This is a genomic window from Roseburia sp. AF25-13LB (assembly GCF_003478915.1).
Taxonomy (GTDB): Bacteria; Bacillota; Clostridia; order Lachnospirales; family Lachnospiraceae; genus Roseburia_C; species Roseburia_C amylophila.
The window spans coordinates 194,397-217,163 of record NZ_QUFO01000002.1; the positions used below are offsets into that span (position 1 = coordinate 194,397).

The 22,767-nt window shown below is 35.9% G+C and carries 23 protein-coding genes; all 23 read left to right on the forward strand.

From position 1 onward, the window contains the following. The first annotated feature begins 7 nt into the window (after positions 1-7). The 23 genes from cdaA (at position 8) to asnB (ending at position 22,657) form a co-directional block, all read left to right on the forward strand. Positions 8-919, forward strand: coding sequence for a diadenylate cyclase CdaA (cdaA, locus tag DWY37_RS04175; protein WP_330414758.1), 912 nt, complete (start codon positions 8-10; stop codon positions 917-919). Next, complete coding sequence (locus DWY37_RS04180) at positions 885-2,267, forward strand: CdaR family protein (RefSeq protein WP_118541611.1); 1,383 nt, start codon at positions 885-887, stop codon at positions 2,265-2,267. The genes cdaA and DWY37_RS04180 overlap by 35 nt, the downstream gene beginning before the upstream one ends. A gap of 3 nt (positions 2,268-2,270) precedes the next feature. Further along, a complete protein-coding gene (gene glmM, locus DWY37_RS04185) occupies positions 2,271-3,620 on the forward strand; it encodes a phosphoglucosamine mutase (RefSeq protein ID WP_022244508.1) in 1,350 nt (449 codons plus the stop codon). 17 nt (positions 3,621-3,637) lie between these two features. Next, positions 3,638-3,901, forward strand: coding sequence for an HPr family phosphocarrier protein (locus tag DWY37_RS04190; RefSeq protein WP_022244507.1), 264 nt, complete (start codon positions 3,638-3,640; stop codon positions 3,899-3,901). 3 nt (positions 3,902-3,904) lie between these two features. After that, positions 3,905-4,780, forward strand: a complete 876-nt coding sequence (rfbD, locus tag DWY37_RS04195; protein WP_117698434.1) for a dTDP-4-dehydrorhamnose reductase — start codon at positions 3,905-3,907, stop codon at positions 4,778-4,780. Between the two features lie 11 nt (positions 4,781-4,791). Then, positions 4,792-5,616, forward strand: a complete 825-nt coding sequence (locus tag DWY37_RS04200; protein WP_117698433.1) for a glycosyltransferase family 2 protein — start codon at positions 4,792-4,794, stop codon at positions 5,614-5,616. A 10-nt stretch (positions 5,617-5,626) separates the two neighbouring features. Then, positions 5,627-6,316 carry a glycosyltransferase family 2 protein gene (locus DWY37_RS04205; protein ID WP_117698432.1) on the forward strand — a complete coding sequence of 230 codons (690 nt, stop codon included), beginning with the start codon at positions 5,627-5,629 and terminating at the stop codon, positions 6,314-6,316. Positions 6,317-6,325: 9 nt separating this feature from the next. Further along, on the forward strand, positions 6,326-6,688 hold the full coding sequence (locus tag DWY37_RS04210; RefSeq protein ID WP_117698431.1) for a DUF2304 domain-containing protein: 363 nt from the start codon (positions 6,326-6,328) through the stop codon (positions 6,686-6,688). Next, the gene (locus tag DWY37_RS04215) at positions 6,689-7,534 is read left to right on the forward strand and encodes an NAD-dependent epimerase/dehydratase family protein (RefSeq protein WP_117698430.1); all 846 of its coding nucleotides are present in this window, start codon (positions 6,689-6,691) and stop codon (positions 7,532-7,534) included. A gap of 51 nt (positions 7,535-7,585) precedes the next feature. Further along, positions 7,586-8,671, forward strand: coding sequence for a dTDP-glucose 4,6-dehydratase (gene rfbB, locus DWY37_RS04220; RefSeq protein ID WP_118173020.1), 1,086 nt, complete (start codon positions 7,586-7,588; stop codon positions 8,669-8,671). Between the two features lie 188 nt (positions 8,672-8,859). After that, positions 8,860-9,738, forward strand: coding sequence for a glucose-1-phosphate thymidylyltransferase RfbA (gene rfbA / locus DWY37_RS04225; protein ID WP_117698428.1), 879 nt, complete (start codon positions 8,860-8,862; stop codon positions 9,736-9,738). A 20-nt stretch (positions 9,739-9,758) separates the two neighbouring features. Next, complete coding sequence (gene rfbC / locus DWY37_RS04230; RefSeq protein WP_117698427.1) at positions 9,759-10,325, forward strand: dTDP-4-dehydrorhamnose 3,5-epimerase; 567 nt, start codon at positions 9,759-9,761, stop codon at positions 10,323-10,325. A gap of 47 nt (positions 10,326-10,372) precedes the next feature. Further along, on the forward strand, positions 10,373-11,110 hold the full coding sequence (locus DWY37_RS04235; protein ID WP_330408336.1) for an ABC transporter permease: 738 nt from the start codon (positions 10,373-10,375) through the stop codon (positions 11,108-11,110). Between the two features lie 11 nt (positions 11,111-11,121). After that, complete coding sequence (locus tag DWY37_RS04240; RefSeq protein ID WP_117698425.1) at positions 11,122-11,859, forward strand: ABC transporter ATP-binding protein; 738 nt, start codon at positions 11,122-11,124, stop codon at positions 11,857-11,859. A 10-nt stretch (positions 11,860-11,869) separates the two neighbouring features. Beyond that, positions 11,870-14,185, forward strand: coding sequence for a rhamnan synthesis F family protein (locus DWY37_RS04245; protein WP_117698424.1), 2,316 nt, complete (start codon positions 11,870-11,872; stop codon positions 14,183-14,185). A gap of 5 nt (positions 14,186-14,190) precedes the next feature. Beyond that, entirely contained in the window at positions 14,191-15,216 is a 1,026-nt protein-coding gene (locus DWY37_RS04250; protein WP_118544450.1) for an acyltransferase family protein, read from the forward strand. 17 nt (positions 15,217-15,233) lie between these two features. Then, positions 15,234-15,983, forward strand: a complete 750-nt coding sequence (locus tag DWY37_RS04255; protein WP_117946376.1) for a hypothetical protein — start codon at positions 15,234-15,236, stop codon at positions 15,981-15,983. 38 nt (positions 15,984-16,021) lie between these two features. Next, a complete protein-coding gene (locus tag DWY37_RS16250) occupies positions 16,022-16,903 on the forward strand; it encodes a rhamnan synthesis F family protein (protein ID WP_117946378.1) in 882 nt (293 codons plus the stop codon). Positions 16,904-16,916: 13 nt separating this feature from the next. After that, positions 16,917-18,278, forward strand: coding sequence for a rhamnan synthesis F family protein (locus tag DWY37_RS16255; RefSeq protein WP_117946380.1), 1,362 nt, complete (start codon positions 16,917-16,919; stop codon positions 18,276-18,278). Positions 18,279-18,294: 16 nt separating this feature from the next. After that, positions 18,295-18,684 carry a hypothetical protein gene (locus DWY37_RS04270; RefSeq protein WP_118542456.1) on the forward strand — a complete coding sequence of 130 codons (390 nt, stop codon included), beginning with the start codon at positions 18,295-18,297 and terminating at the stop codon, positions 18,682-18,684. 36 nt (positions 18,685-18,720) lie between these two features. Further along, the gene (locus tag DWY37_RS04275; RefSeq protein ID WP_117946384.1) at positions 18,721-19,668 is read left to right on the forward strand and encodes a glycosyltransferase family 2 protein; all 948 of its coding nucleotides are present in this window, start codon (positions 18,721-18,723) and stop codon (positions 19,666-19,668) included. Between the two features lie 2 nt (positions 19,669-19,670). Beyond that, on the forward strand, positions 19,671-20,801 hold the full coding sequence (locus DWY37_RS04280) for a glycosyltransferase family 4 protein (RefSeq protein ID WP_118542458.1): 1,131 nt from the start codon (positions 19,671-19,673) through the stop codon (positions 20,799-20,801). Between the two features lie 5 nt (positions 20,802-20,806). Further along, positions 20,807-22,657 (forward strand): asparagine synthase (glutamine-hydrolyzing), encoded by a 1,851-nt coding sequence (gene asnB, locus DWY37_RS04285; RefSeq protein ID WP_118544449.1) that lies wholly within the window; start codon positions 20,807-20,809, stop codon positions 22,655-22,657. Positions 22,658-22,767: the final 110 nt, after the last annotated feature.

Consider the following 22,767-nt stretch of genomic DNA (forward strand, 5'->3'; position numbering starts at 1 on the left):
GGAACAGGTGCAGTCATTTTTGACAGTGTTGGAAAATTTTAAAGAAAATTATCTGGCGTGGGTAAGCGTTTTGAACATTACGGTATCAAAGACTGATATTGTAGAAATGCTTATTATTGCGTTCCTGTTTTATCACGTCCTGAAATGGATTAAGGATACACGGGCATGGATGCTGTTAAAAGGAATTCTTGTGATTTTAGCGTTTGTACTTGTGGCAGCAATCTTCCAGATGAATACAATTCTCTGGATAGCAGAGAAGACGATTAATGTAGCGATTATTGCAATCGTTGTTATCTTCCAGCCGGAGCTCCGGAAAGCACTGGAAGAATTGGGACGAAAGAAATTTATTTCATCACTCTTTTCTTTTGATTTTGGAAAAAACGGAGTGGAACGTTTCAATGACCATACGATTGGAGAACTGGTAAAGGCAAGCTATGAGATGGGTAAGGTGAAGACCGGAGCCCTGATTGTAGTGGAAAATGAAATTATGCTGACAGAATACGAAAGAACCGGTATTGCACTGGATTCCCTGGTATCAAGCCAGCTTCTGATTAATATATTTGAAAAGAACACTCCGTTACATGACGGAGCTATTATTGTACGTGGGGACAGGGTTGTCTCTGCAACCTGTTATCTGCCACTGTCTGACAGCCTGGAACTGAGCAAGGATCTGGGAACCAGACATCGTGCGGCAGTTGGAATTAGTGAAGTGAGTGATTCTCTTACAATTGTGGTATCAGAGGAAACCGGAAAGGTTTCTATTGCGATGGGTGGACAGCTGTACCGTAATGTGGATGCGGAGTTTCTGCGCAGCAAACTGAAATTTCTCCAGAGTAGCAATATCGAACCAAAGCGCTTCCAATTACTGAAGAGGAGGTTACGCAATGTTAAAAAAGCTGACAAAACTGGTGACGAATAATTTTGGACTGAAGGTTGCAGCATTATTCTTCTCTGTTGTGCTGTGGCTCGTTGTTGTCAACATTGATGATCCGACACAGGCGAAGAACTTTACCACGTCTATTACGATAACCAATTCGGATTATATGACACAGCAGGGCAAATACTTTGAAGCAAAGGACAGTAATCTGCAGGTAACCTTTAAGGTTTCTACTGTGCGTTCTGTTATGAAGAACTTGAGCAATACTGACTTCCGGGCAGTAGCAGATATGGAAAATGTTGAGCAGGTAGACGGTGTATACCGGGTACCGATTGAGATAACTGCAACACGATATGCGTCTGCGGTGAACTTCCAGGGCAAAACACAGTATATGGAAGTAAATGTAGAAGATCTGATGCTGTCACAGTTTTCTATTAAGGCAAAAACAGTAGGAGATGCAGCTGAGAATTATGCGGTTGGAGATGTGCGGGTATCTCCGAACATCTTAAAAGTAACCGGACCGGAATCGGTGGTGAATCAGATTGATCATGTAGAAGCAACCATTGATGTAACAGGTGCATCCGCAGACTTGACGGATAGTGTAGTCCCAGTTGTATATAATGCAAACGGTGAGGCGGTAGACACCTCAAAGCTGAATTTTAATATTGATAAAGTGACAATTTCGGCTACGATACTTAATATCCGTAACCTTTCAGTAGAAATTGAACCGAGTGGAACGGTTGCAGATGGATTTGTATGCACCGGAGTGACGATTAATCCGAATAAGATAGCGATAAAGGGAACACCGGAAGCACTGAACGCAGCCGGAAGTATTGTGATTCCGTCAGACCAGCTGGATATCAGCGATGCAACTGGCAATGTAGTGAAGACAATTAATATTTCTTCTTATCTGCCGGATGATGTAGAGGTGGTCGATGCTGACAATCTGAATGTTGAAGTAACCGCAGTGGTGGAGCAGATTGTGTCAGAATCTTATAGCGTACCGGTTGAAAACATTGCAATTCAGAATCTGAAAGAGGGTTATGAAGCAGCCTTTGCAGAGAGTACAGTTACGATAACTTTAAAGGGACTGCGTAATAATCTGGATAAACTTATGGCAGACAGTATTAAGGGAAATGTAAATGCAGCAGGACTGGCAGAAGGCAATCATACCGTAACAGTTACCCTGGAGCTGGATGACAGCTTATATTCGGTAAATGGAACACAGACTGCAGTGATAACCATAACAAAGAAATCAGAAGACACATCAGATACCACGAATACCGGAAATGACAATGGAACCCATACGGGTTCGAATGGTGGTACAGAAACGGGAACGGGCAGTACCAATGGAAATAATACGAATAATGGAAATTCGGAGGAAGATTAGAAAATGAGCAGAATGTTTGGAACAGATGGTGTAAGAGGTGTTGCAGGAGCGGAGCTGACCATTGAACTGGCAACAAAGCTTGGGCAGGCAGGTGCCTATGTGCTGACGAAAGAGCAGGAACATCAGCCGACATTAATTGTAGGATGTGATACAAGAATTTCAGGTGGAATGCTTGCCAATGCACTGATGGCAGGAATCTGTTCTGTAGGAGCCAATGCAATCTATGTAGGGGTAATGCCGACACCGGCGATTGCCTATCTGACCAGAAAACATAAAGTAGATGCAGGCGTTGTGATTTCCGCATCCCATAATCCGATGGAATTTAACGGAATCAAATTCTTTAATGGAGACGGATATAAGCTGTCTGATGCGTTGGAGGATGAAATCGAAGAGCTGATCCGCAATAATATGAAAGATGTTGTACTGCCGATTGGATCCGGTGTGGGAAGAATTGACTATCGTTTTGATTTGCGTGATGAATATGTGAAATTTATGAAGAAATGTGTGCCGGTTGATTTGACCGGTATGAAGATTGTGATAGACTGTGCAGAGGGTGCATCCTACTATACATCGGTTAAGACATTAAAAGACCTGGGTGCAGATCTGGTTGCTATCCATACGAAGCCGGATGGAACCAATATCAATGCCAACTGCGGTTCCACCCATATGGAAGAACTTCAGGCAAGGGTTGTTTATGAAAAAGCAGACGTTGGTCTTGCATTTGATGGCGATGCTGACCGTATGCTTGCGGTAGATGAAAAAGGTAACCTGGTGGATGGCGACCAGCTTATGGCAATCTGTGGATGCCATATGAAGAAAAAAGGAACTTTAAAGAAAAATACCATTGTAGTAACCGTTATGACCAATCTTGGCTTCAGTCTGATGGGAGAGCGGGAAGGCATCCATGTAGAGAAAACCAAGGTCGGAGACAGATATGTCCTTGAAAATATGCTGGAGAATGGCTATAATATCGGGGGTGAGCAGTCCGGACATATTATATTTTTAGATGATAATACAACCGGTGACGGACTTCTTTCCGGACTTCATTTATTACAGGTAATGAAGGAAACCGGCAGGAAATTATCTGAGCTGGCAGAGGTGATGGAAGTATTGCCGCAGGCACTTGTGAATGCCAAAGTGCCGAATCACAAGAAAGAAAAATTCATGGAATATACTGAGATTGCAGAGGCAATCAAGGCATTGGAAGAGAAATTCAATGGGGAAGGAAGGGTACTGATTCGTCCATCCGGAACCGAGCCGCTGGTAAGAGTTATGATTGAGGGAAAGAACCAGAGCGAGATTGAAGAAGAAGCACAGAAGCTGGCTGAATTAATTACCAACACAATGCTGTAATCAGGAGGGGAATAGAAATGGTAAGTCAGAAAGTTAAAATAAAGAATCCAACAGGATTACATTTGCGTCCGGCAGGAATACTCTGCAAGGAAGCAATGCAGTATAAATCGTTAGTAACATTTCATTATCGCGGAAATACTGCTAATGCCAAAAGTGTTTTAAGCGTACTGGGTGCGTGCATCAAATTTGGAGATGAAATCGAATTCGTCTGCGAAGGTGATGATGAGGACGAAGCATTAAAGGCAATGGTAGAAGCCGTAGAAAGTGGATTAGGAGAATAAAAGATGAAGAAGATATTGGTAACTGGATGCAATGGACAGTTAGGAAGAGCTATTCGTAAGGAATATGCAGAACAGAATATTGAATTCATAAATACAGATGTTGTTGCAGGCGATGGAATTGTATCACTGGATATCACCAATATTGATGTTGTAATGAACATGGTGAAAGATGCAAAACCGGATGTAATTATTAACTGTGCTGCACATACAAATGTAGATAAATGTGAAGAGCAGGAAGACCTGGCATATAAAATTAATGCGATCGGACCGAGAAACTTAAGCATTGCAGCAACAGAAGTGGATGCAAAAATGATCCATATATCAACTGATTATGTCTTTGAAGGAAATGGAACGAGACCGTATATAGAATTTGACAAGCCAAATCCGATCAGCGCATATGGAAGAACAAAATTAGAAGGCGAAAATTTTGTAAAACAGTTTGCTAGTCGTTTCTTTATGCTTCGGACAGCATGGCTTTATGGTGATGGCAGAAATTTTGTGAAGACGATGCTTTCTTTGTCAGAAAAGCATGATGAGTTAAATGTTGTCTGCGACCAGCTTGGATCACCGACAAGTGCAGTAGAACTTGCAAAGATGATTCATTTCCTGGAAGGAACAGATAATTATGGCATTTTTCATGCTACCTGCGAAGGTGACACAAACTGGGCAGAATTTGCAGATGAGATTATGAAACAGGCAGGAAAGAAGACCAGAATAAATCATGTGACCAGCAAACAGTATAAAGAGATGAATCCGGCATCTGCAAACAGACCTGCATATTCGATTCTGGAAAATTATATGATAAAGCTGACCAGCGATTACAGAATGGCAGACTGGCAGGATGCATTGACTGTATATATGAAAGAACTGCTGGGATAATAGGTGGAAAGATGGAACCATTAGTAAGTGTATGTATTCCGGCTTATAATAATGCCGGGTATATCAAAGAGACAATCGATTCGATTTTAAATCAGACCTATCAGAATATTGAACTTGTGATTGTAGATGACAATTCGAAAGATGAAACCTTAAAAGTTATACAAAGCATTAAGGATCCGCGGATAAAAGTCTATCACAATGAAGAAAACCTGGGCATGGTGGGAAACTGGAATAAGTGCCTGAGCCTTGCAAATGGTGAATATATTAAGCTTATATGCGCAGACGATATGATAGACAACAATGCGATAGAGATAGAAGCAAAAGCGATGCAGCAGAATCCGACGGCTAATCTGGTAGAGAGCGATACACGTCTGGTTGATATAAATGGAAAAAAGACTGGTGTATTTCACAGATATCGTAAATTGGGATTGGTAGATGGTAAAAAAGTTGCAAAAAAATCGTTATTAATACAGAACTTTTTTGGTGCTCCGGTTAATAACATGATTCGTAAATCAGCACTGGAAACAGTAGGATACTTTGATGAATCTTTTACATATATATTAGATTTTGATATGTGGATCCGGCTGGCCTGCAGTGGAGATGTATATATTATTCACCAGCAGCTTAACAGCTTCAGAATACGGAATGATTCAAACACAGGAAATTTAATTGGAGAGAATCGCGACGTATATGTGGACGAGCATAGACGACTGGTTGAAAAACATGCTTTGAATAAGGAATTACATATATCTGGATTTGATGTGAAATTCAGTATATGGTTCCGTAAAGTGAGAAATGTATTGATTGGAATATACTTGAAATTATTCTCGAAGTAGGAGTAATCAGATGAAGAAACTAGTAATCATTCCGGCGTACAATGAGGAAGGCGGAATTGTAAAGACGGTTACAGATGTAGTAGAAAATGCAAAAGACTTTGACTATGTGGTAATTAATGACTGTTCTAAAGATAATACGTTGAAAATATGCAGAGAACATAATTTTAATGTGGTAAATCTTCCGGTTAATATGGGAATAGGGGGAGGCGTCCAGACGGGATATATGTATGCGTACCGGAATGGTTATGATATTGCAGTGCAGTTTGACGGTGATGGGCAACACAATGCCAGCTATCTGACGGAAATGTCAGAAAAACTTGTCAAAGAACAATTGGATATGGTAATTGGTTCAAGATATATCGAAAAAGAAGGATTTCAATCCTCTGGAATGCGTCGGCTTGGTATCCGGTATTTTACTGGACTGATAAAGCTGTTGACAGGAAAGAAAATTACAGATCCTACTTCTGGCATGAGAATGATAAACCGGAAAATAATGAAACAGTTTTCAGAAGAATATCCAAAAGATTATCCGGAGCCGGAAAGCGTTGTGACAATTTTGAAAGAAGGCGCTAAGGTAGAAGAAATACCGGTAAAGATGAATGCAAGGGAAGAAGGCGTTTCATCAATATCTCCGTCTAAATCTATATATTATATGGTAAAAGTAAGCATAGCAGTTTTGATTGCTGCGATACGAAAGTAGAGGTGGACAATGGATATAAAAATACAAATAATAATACTGGTAATAATTATTATTGCATTATTAAGTCTTGGAAATATGATTCGCAAAAAAAAGGTAGATTTAAGATATGCATTGTCCTGGATTATAGTGGGCTGCATTATGCTTGTGTTTGATATATTTCCACAACTGTTAGGAAAGCTTGCAACTATTTTAGGATTTGAACTTCCTATAAATATGTTGTTTTTCCTGGGTGTGTGTTTGGCACTGGCAATATTGTTCATGCAGACAGTTGCCATTTCCAATTTGTCGGAGAAGGTAAAAAAACTGACACAGGAAGAAGCTTTAATGAATAAAACAGTTGATGATAAGATAAAGAAAAGAGAGGAAAAGTAAATGAGCAAAACAAAGGTATTGGTTACAGGTGCGAATGGTTATATTGGCAGACATGTTGTAGAACAATTACTTAATATGGGGGCTGATGTTCTTGCAGCGGATTTCAGTTTTGATGGAGTTGATGAGAGAGCACAGAGAGTGGAAACACCGATTTTTAGCGGCTTAGAAGATATTTATGAACAGATGGGAAAACCGGATGTATGCATTCATCTTGCATGGAGAAACGGATTTGTTCATAATGCAGATTCTCATATTGAAGATCTTCCGAACCATTATACTTTCTTAAAGAATATGATAGAAGGCGGATTGAAACATGTTGTTGTAATGGGAACAATGCACGAAGTAGGATATTGGGAGGGGGCAATTGACGAAAATACTCCAACCAACCCATTATCGCTTTATGGAATTGCTAAAAATGCATTAAGACAAATGGTGGAGCTTCTTGCCAAGAAAAGCGAAGTTTGCTTTCAGTGGACTAGAGGTTACTATATTATAGGAGATGACATTAAGAGTAATTCAATCTTCTCCAAAATTGTACAGGCTGAGCAGGCAGGTAATAAAAAATTCCCATTTACTACAGGAAAAAATTTGTATGATTTTATCTCTTTGGAAGAACTTGCAAAGGAAATTGCATGTGTAAGCTTACAGACAGAAGTGAATGGTATTATTAACTGTTGTACAGGAAAACCGGTATCACTTGCAGAACAGGTAGAATCATTTATTAAAGAACATAATTTTAAAATCCGTCTGGAATATGGTGCATATCCGGATCGTGCATATGATTCACCGGGAGTATGGGGAGATGCAAAGAAAATTCAGCAGATAATGAGCAAAGTTGAAAAGTAAAAGAATAGATGATATAATAACACAACAATGTAAATTAGGAGGATACTCAAAATGAGAACTTATTTGGTAACAGGTGGAGCAGGATTCATAGGATCCAATTATATTCATTACATGTTTCGGAAATATGATAATGAAATCAGAATTATTAATGTAGATGCTCTGACATATGCAGGTAACCTGGAGAATTTGAAAGATATCGAAAATAGAGATAACTATACTTTTGTGAAAGCTGATATTACAGATAGTGAAGCAATCAGCAAAATCTTTGCTGAGAATGATATTGACCGTGTGGTTCATTTCGCAGCAGAGAGTCACGTTGACAGAAGTATTAAACATCCAGAAGTATTTGTTAAGACAAATGTACTTGGAACTGCTGTTATGCTGAACTGTGCAAAGGCTGCATGGGAATTGCCAGATGGTACGTTTAAAGAAGGAAAGAAATTCTTACATGTATCTACAGATGAAGTATATGGATCATTGGAAGATGATGGAACAAGCTATTTCTATGAGACAACACCATATTCTCCTCATAGTCCATATTCAGCAAGTAAGGCTTCTTCAGACTTTTTGGTAAAAGCTTATATTGATACTTATCATTTCCCGGCTAATATCACAAACTGTTCTAATAATTATGGACCTTATCAGTTCCCAGAGAAACTGATTCCATTGATTATTAACAATGCATTACATGGTAAAAAATTACCGGTATATGGAGACGGAATGAATATCCGTGACTGGTTATATGTAGATGATCATGCAAAGGGAATCGATATGGTTCAAGAAACTGGTCGTCTTGGAGAGACATATAATATCGGTGGACATAATGAAAAACGTAATATTGAAATTATTAATATTATTATTGAAACATTACAGGAGATTCTTCCAGATGGTGACCCAAGAAAAGCAAATGTAAGCAAAGATCTGATTACTTATGTAGAAGATCGTAAGGGACATGACAGACGTTATGCAATTGCACCGGACAAAATTAAGGCTGAAATTGGCTGGGAGCCAGAGACCATGTTTAAAGAGGGAATTAGGAAGACAATTGCGTGGTACCTTGAACATGAAGACTGGATGAAGAATGTGACAAGTGGAGATTATCAGAAATATTACGAAGATATGTATAGTAATAAATAAAAATAAGAAATAAATAAGAAATGGAAGGGCTGCCCGATTTTAAATCGGACAGCCCTTTTTGCAACAAAATCAAGTCATTGCAAAGAATGTATATTGTGAAATACAAAAGACCCGTAATTTGCTTTTTCTTTACAAAAGTGTTAAAATAAATCGATTATATTATGACGAAAATGTTGGAGGTATGTTTGATGAAAGGAATTATACTTGCTGGAGGTTCCGGCACAAGGCTTTATCCATTAACAAAGGCTATTTCAAAACAGATTATGCCAGTATATGATAAGCCAATGATTTATTATCCGTTATCAACACTTATGCTTGCTGGAATTCGAGAAGTACTTATTATTTCTACTCCGAGAGACCTTCCGGTATTTGAGGAATTGTTAGAGGATGGAAGTCAATTGGGTATGCACATCGAATATGCAATTCAGGAAAGCCCAAGAGGACTTGCAGATGCATTTATTATTGGAGAAAAATTTATTGGTAAAGATGCTGTTGCATTGGTATTAGGAGATAATATCTTCTATGGACAGAGTTTTTCCAAGGTATTAAGAAGTGCTGCAGAGCGTACAGAAAATGAAGGCGGAGCTACAATCTTTGGTTATTATGTAAGAGATCCAAGAGAATACGGCGTAGTAGAATTTGATGAAAATGGAAAAGCTTTATCTATTGAAGAAAAACCAGCAGAACCAAAGTCTAATTATGCGGTTCCGGGTTTGTATTTCTATGACAATAATGTAGTTGAAATTGCCAAAACTGTGAAACCATCAGCCAGAGGAGAAATTGAAATTACAAGTGTTAATAATGAATATTTGAACAGGGAAACTTTAAGTGTAGAGACTTTAGGACGAGGCTTTGCATGGCTTGATACAGGAAATCATGATATGCTCCTGGCAGCAGCTGATTTTGTATCAGCATTCCAGAAACGTCAGGGATTGTATATTTCATGTATTGAAGAAATTGCTTATAAGAGAGGCTTTATAGATAAGGAACAGCTTGTAAAACTGGCGCAGCCTTTGTTGAAAACAGATTATGGTAAGTATTTGATGGAAATTGCAGAAGGATTATAAATAGAAAAGAGGAAAACAAAATGGGAAAAATTAAAGTAACAGATGATTGCAACGGTATCAAAGGATTAAAAGTAATTGAGCCTGCAGTATATGGAGATGCCAGAGGTTATTTTATGGAGACATATAATTATAACGATTTCAAAGAGGTTGGAATTGATTGTGAATTTGTGCAGGATAATCAGTCAGCATCTAAGAAGGGTGTTTTAAGAGGACTCCATTTTCAGATAAATTATCCACAGGACAAGCTGGTTCGAGTTGTAAATGGTACTGTATTTGACGTGGCCGTAGATTTAAGAGAAGGCTCTGAGACATTTGGAAAATGGTTTGGTGTAGAACTTTCCGCAGAAAATAAGAAACAGTTCTTCATTCCGAAAAATTTTGCTCACGGATTTATTGTTTTGAGTGATTATGCAGAATTCTGCTATAAAGTAACGGATTTCTATCATCCAAATGATGAGGGCGGATTATTATGGAAAGATCCGGAAATCGGAGTTGAATGGCCAATGCCGGAAGGCATGACTGAGGCAGATCTTATTTTATCGGATAAAGATAAGGTTTGGGGCGGTATTAGCACATTTAAGAAATAGAGGTTAATATGCGACAGTATATAGATACATTCATGAGATATCGGTCTTTGCTGACAGAACTGGTCAGCAGAGACCTTAAAACTAAATACAGAAGATCTGCATTGGGATTTATGTGGTCGGTGCTGAACCCATTGGGAATGATGGTTGTATTGACTATTGTATTTTCTACAGTGTTTCAGCAGGCAATTCCAAATTTCCCGGTTTATTTAATGTGTGGACAATTAACATTTAACTTTTTTAATGAGGCGAGCAATATGGCAATGACCTCTGTGCTGGATAATGCACCTTTGATTAAAAAAGTATATGTGCCAAAATATTTATTTCCATTATCAAGGGTGTGTTCATCTTTGGTAAATATGTTGACATCATTTGTTGCGTTAATGATTGTTATATTAATTACAAGAACACCAATTACATGGACTATTTTTTTGTCAGTATTTCCAATTTGTTTTGCAACATTGTTTTCCCTTGGAATAGGACTTATATTGTCTGTGGTTGTGGTGACATTTCGGGACATGAAACACTTATATAGTGTTATTACAACGGCATGGCTATACTTGACACCAGTATTCTACCCAATTAGTATGCTACCTGATTCAGTTGCAGTAATAGTTAGAAATAATCCGTTGACATTAATTGTTGAAATTTTAAGATATAATGTATTGTACCATCAGGTAGCTCCGTTTGTATTGGTATTAAAAACATTGATTTATTGTGCTGTAGCTATGATATTGGGCTTGTGGATGTTTAAAAAACAGCAAGATACCTTCATATTGAAATTATAGGAGGAATTGGTTTGAAACACGAAGAAAATGTGATTGAAGTTGAAAATGTTTCACTTCAATTCCGTTTATATAAAGAAAAAGTTGATAGTATAAAAGAGTATGTGCTAAAAAGGGCAAAAAGAGAATTGGAATATGAAAATTTCTGGGCACTGAAAGATATCAGCTTTGATGTAAAAAAAGGTGAGGCAGTAGGTCTTGTCGGGAAAAATGGCTCTGGAAAGAGTACAATGTTGAAAGTAATTGCGGGAGTCATAAAACCTACATTTGGTGAGGTGAGAAAACAAGGCTCAGTTGCACCAATGATTGAACTTGGTGCAGGTTTTGATTTTGATTTGACTGCAAGAGAAAATATTTATTTGAACGGAGCTATTTTGGGGTATCCTAAGGAGATGCTTCGTGAAATGGAGCATGAAATTATAGAGTTTGCGGAATTGGAAAAGTTTGCAGATGTTCCGGTGAAGAATTTTTCCTCTGGTATGGTAACACGTCTGGGTTTCTCTATTGCAACAATATATAAACCGGATATTTTAATCGTAGACGAAATTTTGTCTGTAGGCGATTTTAGGTTTCAGGCAAAATGTGAGGAAAGAATTGGCTCTATGTTAGAGAGTGGAACCACATTGCTATTAGTATCACATAGTACAGAGCAGGTACGACGAATCTGCGATAAAGCTGTGCTTATAAATCACGGAAATATGCTCTTACATGGTGACGTGGATGAAGTGTGTGATATGTATACAAGACTATAGGAGTTAAATTATGATAATTGATGAAAAGAAAGTAAAGCGTTTAATAGCTTATTTTATTTATGATAAACAGGGAATTGTAGATGATTATATCATTTACATGCTGTGTGCATTAAAAGAGCATTCCAGTGAAATAGCCGTTGTTGTAAATGGAAAATTAACATCGGAAAGCAGGAAAAAGTTAAATCAGGTGACACCTGTAGTGATGGTGAGAGAGAATAAAGGACTTGATGTATGGGCATACAAAACAGTTCTCGATTATTATGGATGGGATAAACTAGTTACATATGATGAAGTTATCATGATGAATTTTACGATAATGGGGCCGGTGTATCCATTGAGTGAAATGTTTGAATCCATGAGTGCCAGAGATTTAGATTTCTGGGGAATTACAATGTATCATAAATATGAGAAGGGTGATCCATTTGGAACTATTGAATGTGGCTACATTCCAGACCATATTCAGTCTCATTTTATTGCAGTACGAACACCTATGTTAAAAAGCATTGAATTCCAAAGTTATTGGAATAATATGCAGGAAATTAAGGATTATCGTGATGCAGTAGGATGTCACGAGGCGATGTTTACAAAACGCTTCTCGGAAAAGGGGTTTAAATGGGATGTTTATGCAGATATGGGAGATGGTTATAATAATCATCCGATTTTGTGTGCAACAAGAGAAATGCTGGAAGAAAAACGCTGCCCTATTTTTAAAAGAAGATCATTTATGCAGGACTACTCCAACATTATTCATGATACAGTAGGACAGGAAGCTATCGAAGCATATGATTTCATAGATAAGCATACAGATTATGATGTGAATCTGATTTGGGATAATATTTTACGTCTGGAGAATCAGGCAGATATTAAGAAAAATATGCAGCTTAATTTCATACTGGACAGTAAACATGGTACAGATATATCAGAAGTGTTAAAGAAAAAAAGAGTAGCACTTGTGCTACATTTCTATTTTGAGGATTTGGCAGAATACTGTCTTCATTATGTACAGTCAATGCCAAAAGAAGCAGATATTTACGTGACAGTTGGTTCAGAAAAAAAGAAAAAAATTATTGAAGAGACTTTCTCGGTATTAGAAAACAATGTGAAAGTGATTTTGATTGAAAACCGGGGAAGAGATGTTAGCGCTCTTTTAGTTGGAACAAAGGATTTTATCATGGATTATGATTATGTTTGCTTTGTTCATGATAAAAAGGTAACTCAATTATCGCCACAAACAGTTGGGGCTGGTTTTTCATACAAATGTTTTGAAAATTTATTGCCGACAAAGGAATTTGTTCAGAATGTAATTCGGACATTTGAAGAGAATCCAAGAGCTGGATTGTTGACACCGCCACCGCCAAATCATGGTGATTATTATATTACTTTGGGACTTGAATGGGGCATGAATTATGATGTTACAGTAGAACTTGCAGAAAAATTAGGCATAACAGTTCCGATTGATAAAAAGAAAGAGCCGATTGCTCCACTGGGAACAATGTTCTGGTTCAGACCGAAGGCCTTGAAATTATTGTTTGACCAGGATTGGGAGTATAAGGATTTTCCGGCAGAACCAAATAAAATTGATGGAACGCTGTTGCATGCTGTGGAACGGATTTATAGCTATGTAGTACAGCAGGAAGGCTACTATCCGGCATGGATTTTTTCGGAAAAAGGTGCTCAGATTGAAGTGACTAACTTAAACTATATGGTGCGTGGATTAAATAATGCAGTATTTCATATGGGACCGGGTGCGGGAAATTATGAGGATGTTCTGATTACAACAAAACGTGCATTTGGGGAATGGAGAATGTGCCGCTCGGCTTTAGGCTATTTGGAAGGAAATATTGTGCGGGCCAGAATGTATTTTAAAAATGAAAGTGGATTTTCGGAAGAAAATTCATTCCTGGCAGAGAACTCAGTGGATGAAGTCAGCCATCTGGATAATCATGAATTTTTGTATACAGATTTGGACAAACTTGGTGTGATTGAAGAATTACGCTGGGATCCGGGTGAAGTTGGCGGAATTGTAGTAAGAGATATTCATATTAAAGTGTTATTCCAAAATAATCACATTGAGGAGTACACATTAAAGGATGCAGTAAGTAATGGTGTAATGGTTGATGATGAGCTGGTATTTATTGCCCCGGACCCTCAGATGTATTTCAGATTAAGGACTACAGGGATTATTAAAAAAATAATAGTACAGTGTGATTTTATGAATAGTGTTTCTACACAATGTGCACAGAAAATTTATGATAAAATTGGTGGTAAAAAGCCGTTTAAATTCCTGAAAAAAGTGTATAGAAAAATAAAAAAAGTTGGAAAGTGAAAACGATGAAAAGAGAAAGAATATTTTATTTGGATTTTATTCGGGCGTTGGCAGTAATACTTATTTTGCTTACACATTACAATGCATTATTTCTATATATGGATCCACAACCTCTGGATAAGGTAGTAATTACATATAAAATATGCAATTTGTATATCGGTGATTTTGGCGTGTCATTGTTCTTTATTATATCAGGCGCCGCATTGATGTACGTATATGAAAACAGCTGCAATCTGGCAAAATTCTACAAGAAAAGATTTGTTGCAATTTATCCAATGTTCTGGATTACTTATATAATTGCGTTTGTAATACAGAAGCTGGTATATCATGCGGATTATTCTGGAATACCAAAACAAAATATTTTGTATACGATATTTGGATTTGACAGTTATTATGCTGCTGTAAAGCCGACTTTCTTCATAATTGGTGAATGGTTTTTAGGATGTATTATTTTAGTTTATATACTATTTCCGTTACTGCGTTGGGGGGCAAATAAGCACCCGGGAACATTTAGTGCAGCAATTATTTTAGTATATCTGTTGTCAATTGTGTGTTATCAGACAGGATTGAGCAAAGCAGAACTGGTGACGGTGAGACTTCCGGAAGTATTTTTTGGAATGCTTTATATGAAATATTTTAAAAAGACAAACTGGAAAGTTGCTTTGGGAGCCTTGGCGGTGTTGATTGCGAATACCATTCTGTCACCTGCTTTCAATAGTAACATTCAGACGACTTATGTTGGTATAGCAGCATTTCTGGTATTAACATTTATTGCAAAATATATGGAATGTGGTGTTGTGAAAGCTATCTGTAGTTTCCTTTCAAAGTATGCATATGCAATCTTTTTGATTCATCATTTTATTATTTATAAAGTGACAGATATGGTTGATTTTTATAAAATATCAACAGCAGAAAGCTATGGTGTATTTGGAATTTGTGTAGGAATTATTTTAGTTACATCTTTAGTATTATATTTCTTGAATAATAAATTTATGTGGTTATTTGGGAAAATTGTAAACAAAGAGAAATAGAGGAGAGAATTTGAATCATGGAATATATATATATGCTTACTGAAATAGATGATAGTGGAATACCAATTTATAGGGATGAGTTTTTGGAAAAAAGCAAACAGAATTGTACAATATTAACTACAAGTGAATATGCAACATTTCTTGAATATGAAAATAAGAATGTTGTGGTTGTTCCGGATGAAATAATGCAGGATTATGATAAAAATTTAGATGCAAAAGGAAAGCGTTTTGTTATGATGGAAGTTTATAGAAATGAGAAATTTGAAAATTGGCTTTCTTTTGTGTTTAAAGAGAATAATGAACGTGTAGAGGGGATTGTAATCAAGTATGCATATGCAAGCGTTATACATGTGGCAACAGAAAATAGAAAGTCTGTTTTGGTTGAACAAAATAGAAAAGAAACGTCAATGAATTCTGAGGAGGAGTATCAAAAACTTGTTAGTGAATTAAAACGTCAGATAGAAATATTACAGACCGAATTGAAACAAAAAGAGGTAACGACATTAAGTTTGAGCGAAAATTTAAATTCATCTAGTCATTATATAGAAAATCTGCAGAAACATGCAACGAATCTTGATAATGAATTGAAAAAATACAAAAGTTTTTATAATGAACACAATGAAACGATTCAATTTGCTGAAGAGAGAGTGAATCATGCGGAAGCAGAGATACAACGTTATATGGAATTATATAAAAATGTGTTGTCAGAACTTGATGAAAGAAAAATAGAACTTCTTGAATTGAAGAGTAAAATAAAAAAACATTAGTATTAAGAAATAATCAGATACAAAAGTGGAGATGAAGAATGAAGAGACTGGGTATATACTTTTTCTTTGACAAAGATGGCATAGTGGATAAGTATGTTGACTATGTATTGGAGGATTTGACAAAACATGTTGATAAATTAATTGTAGTATGCAATGGACAGTTAAATGAGCGAGGGCGAAAAACATTTGAAAAGTTTACAGGTAATATTATTGTCCGTGAAAATAAGGGATTTGATGTATGGGCATATAAGACAGCTATAGACAGTGAAGGCTGGAATAAGCTTATAGAGTATGATGAAATTATTTTAATGAATTATACTATTATGGGACCGGTGTATCCATTAAAGGAGATGTTTGACATAATGGATAAGCGCTTGGAACTGGATTTTTGGGGGATTACAAAGTGTTTTCAAGAAAATTCTCCAGTGGCACAACAAATCTGGCAGTGCCCTTATGGATATATTCCAGAACATATTCAGTCTAGCTTTATGGCTTTTAGAAGAAGTATTGTTTCATCCACTATTTTTCAGAAATATTGGGATGAAATGCCTATGATAAAAAGTTATTATGAATCGGGAGGGAGTCATGAACAGTATATAACAAAATACTTTAGCGATAATGGTTATAGATGGGATTGTTATACTAATTATGATGATATGGATGAAGAGATATATACATGTTGTCCTTTGATTGTAGCACCATTGGAGGTTATAAAAAATAGAAAGTCACCTTTCTTTAAAAGAAGAACATTTTTTTCTATGAAGACTGATTATAGTCAAACCCTACCAGTTGCAAAAGAGTTTCTAGATTTTTTGGAAAAAGAAACTTCATATGATACAGCTTTAATATATTCTAATTTAATTAGAACATGTCATCAAAAAGATTTAGTGGAGAGTTTCCAATTGTTTCATGTGATATAGAAAGGGGACAATCATGGCAATACTTGGGAAAAAGGTTGCATTATTTATTAATATAGAAAATTTAATATATAAAGAAATAATATGGAAAATATGCAACGAGTTTGAAGATGATTTGGAAGTATTTCAATGCAATGAAAAGTCAAATTCCTTGTTGCATTTAGGAATGAATGTGAAGGCAAATTACGATGACTTTGATTATATTGTTATAATAAATCCATTGAAAAAAAGTACTACAGAATTAAAAAGCGTATTGTTACAGCGCCAGTTGTATTATTTACAGAATATTCTTGGTAGTAGGGAACAACTTGAAAAGTCATTAAAATTGTTGGAAAACTCCAGAATAGAGGGGATGCTTGTTCCATATGTGGATTATATAAAAGCTCATAATATGGGGCATTATGATAATTGGCAGGACTATTATTCCGATATAAAGGAAATAGCGGATAAAAATGACATTCGAATAGTTTTATCCAGGGACAAATCGCCTGTAATATCAGAAGATGGCTTTGCAATTATAAAAACAGAGGCAATTCGTGGAATAGAAACAGTAAGGTGTGGGGACCTCGATGCACAGGGAATATTTTATCTGATGTCTATATATATGCAAAATAAAGGTTTTTTGCCAGCATATATAATGAAAGAGGATTTGCTAATTAATAATCAGTATGGATATGAAGCATTTAATGAAAACAAATTACAGTGTTTTCCACCAATTATGCAGCTTGAGAGTGAAATCTATTATGACTTCGGAGATGGCTTTGAAGTATCGAAGGTTAAAAAGATAAAATATATTTTAAAAATTGGAAAGAAAGAGGAGCTTTCTTTTAAAATTAAAGTTCCTCAAAATATAAAATATATTCGCTTTGATCCATGTGAGAAATTTATGTGTGTGTGTTCTGGAATATCTGTTAATGACACACATATTGAAGTTAATAATTTGAATGGAATTCATTTTGGAAATGAAGATTTATTCTTAACAAAAGATCCACAGTATATATTAAGCGGTGACTTTTCTGATATAAAAGAATTAGAAATAAGGGTAGAAAATCTATCTATTTTTTGGTCTGAAAATGGACTGAAAGAAGATATGGATCGTATATTTGAAGAGAAAGAAGAACTGGTTAAAGCCGTGCAGCATTTAACAAATGCATATGGAAAACTAGAGATGAGTGCTCAAAAACGGGAAAAAGATTTAATATATGAAAGGAAACAACTGGAAGAAGAAAAGATAGAATTAGAGCTTAGAATAGCAAATGAACTTGAAAAAAATGAAAAACTAGAATTAGAACTTACACAGATAAAAAATAGTCGTAGTTGGAGAATAATAACTAAATTAAGAAAAATGAAAAATAGAATAATAAGGAAGAAAGCATGAAGAAACATACGGAGACATGGTATTACTTGGTTTGATGCGTAATGTGTTTCATAAAATGGGGATTCTTCAAGATGTATATCAGCCGTATGACATATGTACAGGGATGGATGCTCTAGTAAATTATTTGAAATTAAACGCAGAACCATTTGCAGGTGCATTATGGTTTATGTTCCCATTCTTTTGGGCAACCTTGTTATATGGTGTAATATATTTGGCAATATGTAAGCTAAGGTTAAGTGAGCCAGGCAAATGTATTTTTAGCTTTGTATGTTGTACGTTATGTTCTGTCGTAGGTTTCTTTTATGTAGGGAAAGAGTTTTTCTTAAACAGCTTTTCTGACATCGCATTAGTAGGCGTATCAGGACCTATTTTGGTTAGAATGATATTGAAATATATGAGCAAATGAGAAGATATTTTATAAAATAGCAGGAGGCAAATGAGAATGCAAGGTATATCGGTAGTAGTACCAGTATTTAATGAAGAAGGAAACGTAAGAGAGTTACACAAGGAAATACTTGAAGCATGTAAAAAAGAAAATTATAACTTTGAAATCATCTTTGTAGATGATGGCTCAAAGGATAAGACACCGGAGATTTGTAAAGAATTAAAGCCTTTAAAATATATTCGTATGCGTAAAAACTTTGGGCAGACAGCGGCAATGGATGCAGGAATCAAAGCAGCTCAGTATGACTATATTGTGACAATGGATGGTGATAGACAGAATGACCCAGCCGACATTCCAAAGCTTGTAAACTATTTGGAAGAGAATGACCTTGATATTGTATCTGGATGGAGAAAGAACCGAAAAGATACAGTAATGAAAAAATTTACATCCAGAGTTGCAAATTTCTTAAGAGGAATTATTGTCAAAGATAATATTCATGATAGTGGATGTTCATTAAAAATCTATAAGAAGGAATGCTTTGATCATATAAATTTATATGGGGAAATGCATCGTTTTATTCCAGCGCTTTTAAGAATTAAAGGCTTTGAAGTTGGAGAAGTTGTGGTAAATCACAGACCTCGGACAGCCGGTGTGACAAAATATAATTGGAAGAGAACTATCAAGGGGTTTGTAGATATGATTTCATTATGGTTCTGGAGTAAGTATGCTGTAAGGCCATTACATATATTGGGAGCAGGCGGTATGGTATCTATATTCCTTGGAGTAGTATGCGCAATATGGTCAATCGTATTATTTGCACTTGGTTATAAGATGTCTAATAATATTATGCCACCATTATTAACAGTATTCTTTATTATAGTTGGATTACTAATGTTTATTTTTGGATTGATGAGCGACATGATGAGTAAGACATACTATGGTTCTGGAATTGATAAATCATATAGTATAAAAGAAACAATAGAAAATAAGGAAACGGAAGAATAAAAATGAAAATACTTGCTATATCCCATGAGTTTCCACCTATTGGAGGCGGAGGCGCCAACGCGTGCTATTTTTTGACCAAGGGATTTGTGGAAAAAGGTCATGAGGTAACACTTGTAACTGCAAATTATCAGGGAATGCCTGAGAGTGAAATTGTAAATGGTGTGCGTGTTATTCGAGTGAATTCGAAGAGGGCACATAAGGAACATTGCAGCTTCAAAGAAATGTTGAGTTATCTGCTGAAGGCATATCCTGTTGCGAATAAATTGCAAAAAAGAGAAAATTTTGATGTGTGCCTGGTATTCTTTGGGATACCAAGTGGACCAATAGGGTATATGCTAAAAAAGAAGTATAAACTTCCATACGTGATACGATTTGGTGGTGGGGATGTTCCAGGATTTCAGGAACGTTTCACGAAAGTATATAAGATAATTGCACCGGCGATAAAACTTATCTGGAAAAATGCAGACGCATTAATTGCAAATAGCCAGGGGCTAAAGGATATGGCGCTTGATTTTTATAATAAGAAACCATTTGATGTTATACCGAATGGTGTTGATACAGAAGTTTTTTATCCGAGCGTAAAAGAGGAAAGTGATGAATTTAAAATTCTTTTTGTTTCAAGGTTGATTGAACGAAAAGGGTTACAATTTATTTTTCCACAGTTAAAAAAAATACAGGATAGTACGGAGAAAAGTGTAAAACTAATTGTAGTTGGAGATGGTCCATATCGAGAAACATTGGAACGAATTGCGGAGGAAAACCATGTTTCAGATATGGTAGAATTCGTAGGACAAAAGGGAAAAGAAGAGATTGTGCCTTTTTATCAAAATGCAGATTTATTTATATTGCCATCATCAAAAGAAGGAATGCCAAATGTTGTGCTGGAGGCTATGGCATGTGGATTGCCAATTATTATGACTCCGTGTGAGGGTAGTAAGGAGTTAATTGATGGTAATGGAGATATTGTGTCGGTTGAGGGATTTGAGAAAAGAATAATTGAATTAATTCGGAATGAAGAAAAGAGAGAGGCCTGTTCGAAAGTTAGTATAGTGAGATGCCAAGAGCTGTTTTCATGGCAACAAGTGGTGGACGCCTATGAGAAAAAACTTAATGGTATGTGTAGGAGAAAGTAAAGTTCATGTGTGGAATTTGTGGATATATTTCAAAAAGAAAGATTGGTGATGAGGCATTAGAAGCAATGAATGACACGATGTATCATAGAGGACCAAATGATTCGGGGATTTATCAGGTAGAAGTGGAAGATAAATATTTTGGATTTGCTCAAAGAAGATTATCAATTATGGATTTATCTGTATTGGGGCACCAACCAATGTTTTCAGAAACAAATGAGTATGTGATTGTTTTTAATGGGGAAGTTTATAATTACAGAGATTTAAGAGAAGAATTAATCGAAAAGGGACATATGTTTAAATCTGATTGTGATACAGAAGTAATTCTTGCAGCATATATGGAATGGGGGGATGCAGCAATTGAAAAGTTGGATGGGATGTTTGCTTTTGCCATTTTGAATTTAAAAACAGGAAGAATCGTATTTGCACGAGATAGAATAGGTAAGAAACCTCTATATTATTATTGGAAAGATGGTGATTTGATTTTTGGGTCAGAATTAAAGGCTATTGTAAAACATCCAAATTTCAAGAAAAATCTTAATGAAAATGTAATTAAGCAGTTCTTGTGTTATCAATATATTAATGAACCAAATACAATCTATTGTGATACATACAAATTACCCGCAGGACATTATATGGTATTTGAGAATGGTCAAATAGAAATTAAGAAATATTGGGACATATATGAAAAGTATATTGATGGTAAAAAAAATGTTATTTTAGATTACAAAGAATGTAAGGAAGAATTAAAGAATAACATTTATCATGCAGTTGAAAAGAGATTGGTAGCTGATGTGCCGGTTGGCTCTTTTTTGAGTGGTGGAATAGATTCAACGCTTGTAACAGCTATTGTAAATGATATTGTGAAGGGAAAAATCAAAACTTTTACAATTGGGTTTGAGGATAAGAAAAGAAATGAGGCACAATTTGCAAAGGAGACATCACAGTATCTGGGAACGGATCATTATGAAGTATATGTTACTGAAAGAGATATGCTAAATTTGCTGGATGACATGTGTTTTTATTTCGATGAGCCGTTTGCTGACCCGTCTGAATTGCCAACAATGTTAGTTTCAAAAGTGGCAAAAGAGAAGGTTACAGTTGCATTATCAGGAGATGGTGGTGATGAATTTTTTTGCGGGTATTCAATGTATGATTATGTTTACTATTCACAAATGCTTGATAAGCTGTCTGGAGTAGGAAATAAGTTTATTCCCAAATCAATAAAGAAAAAATTGCCAGCAGAAGTCGTTGCACTTCTTAATAATAGAAATCCTAACTATAAGGTTCAGTTGTTTTCAGATTTGCCAGAGATGTTTGTTTCAAAAATGATGAAGAACAACGATGTGGGAATAAAATTTGATAAAGAAAGATTGATTGATACAGAAAATTGGCAAGAAAGAAGAATGCTCTTAGATATGTACACCTACTTGCCGGAAGATGTATTGACAAAAGCAGATAGAGCATCGATGAAATACTCTTTGGAGATGAGATGCCCACTGTTAGATACGAATGTTATGGAGTATTCTTTTAGGGTCCCGCATGAGTATAAGTATAAGGCAAGAAATAAAAAGTACATATTAAAGGATATATTGTATGATTATGTCCCAAAGAAAATGATGGATAGACCTAAGAATGGTTTTGGAGTTCCGCTTGGTAAATGGTTAAGAACCTTTTTGAAGGACGAGATTAATCGTGTCTCTCAAAAGGATTATTTAGACAAACAAGGGATATTTAATTATGAGGCGGTACAGGAATTAATATCTAAAGTTGATAAATCGGATAAAAAACCATATCCTAAAATTTTATGGGCATTTTATGTTTTTCAAATGTGGTTTGCAAGATATATAGAGAACTAGAAAAATGAAGGAAATGATTGTAAAATGTATAATTATGAAAGGTTTATGAATGTTGCTAGAGAATATCCAGAGGGGATGATAGCTACACCACCAGAATTTGAGAAGATAAT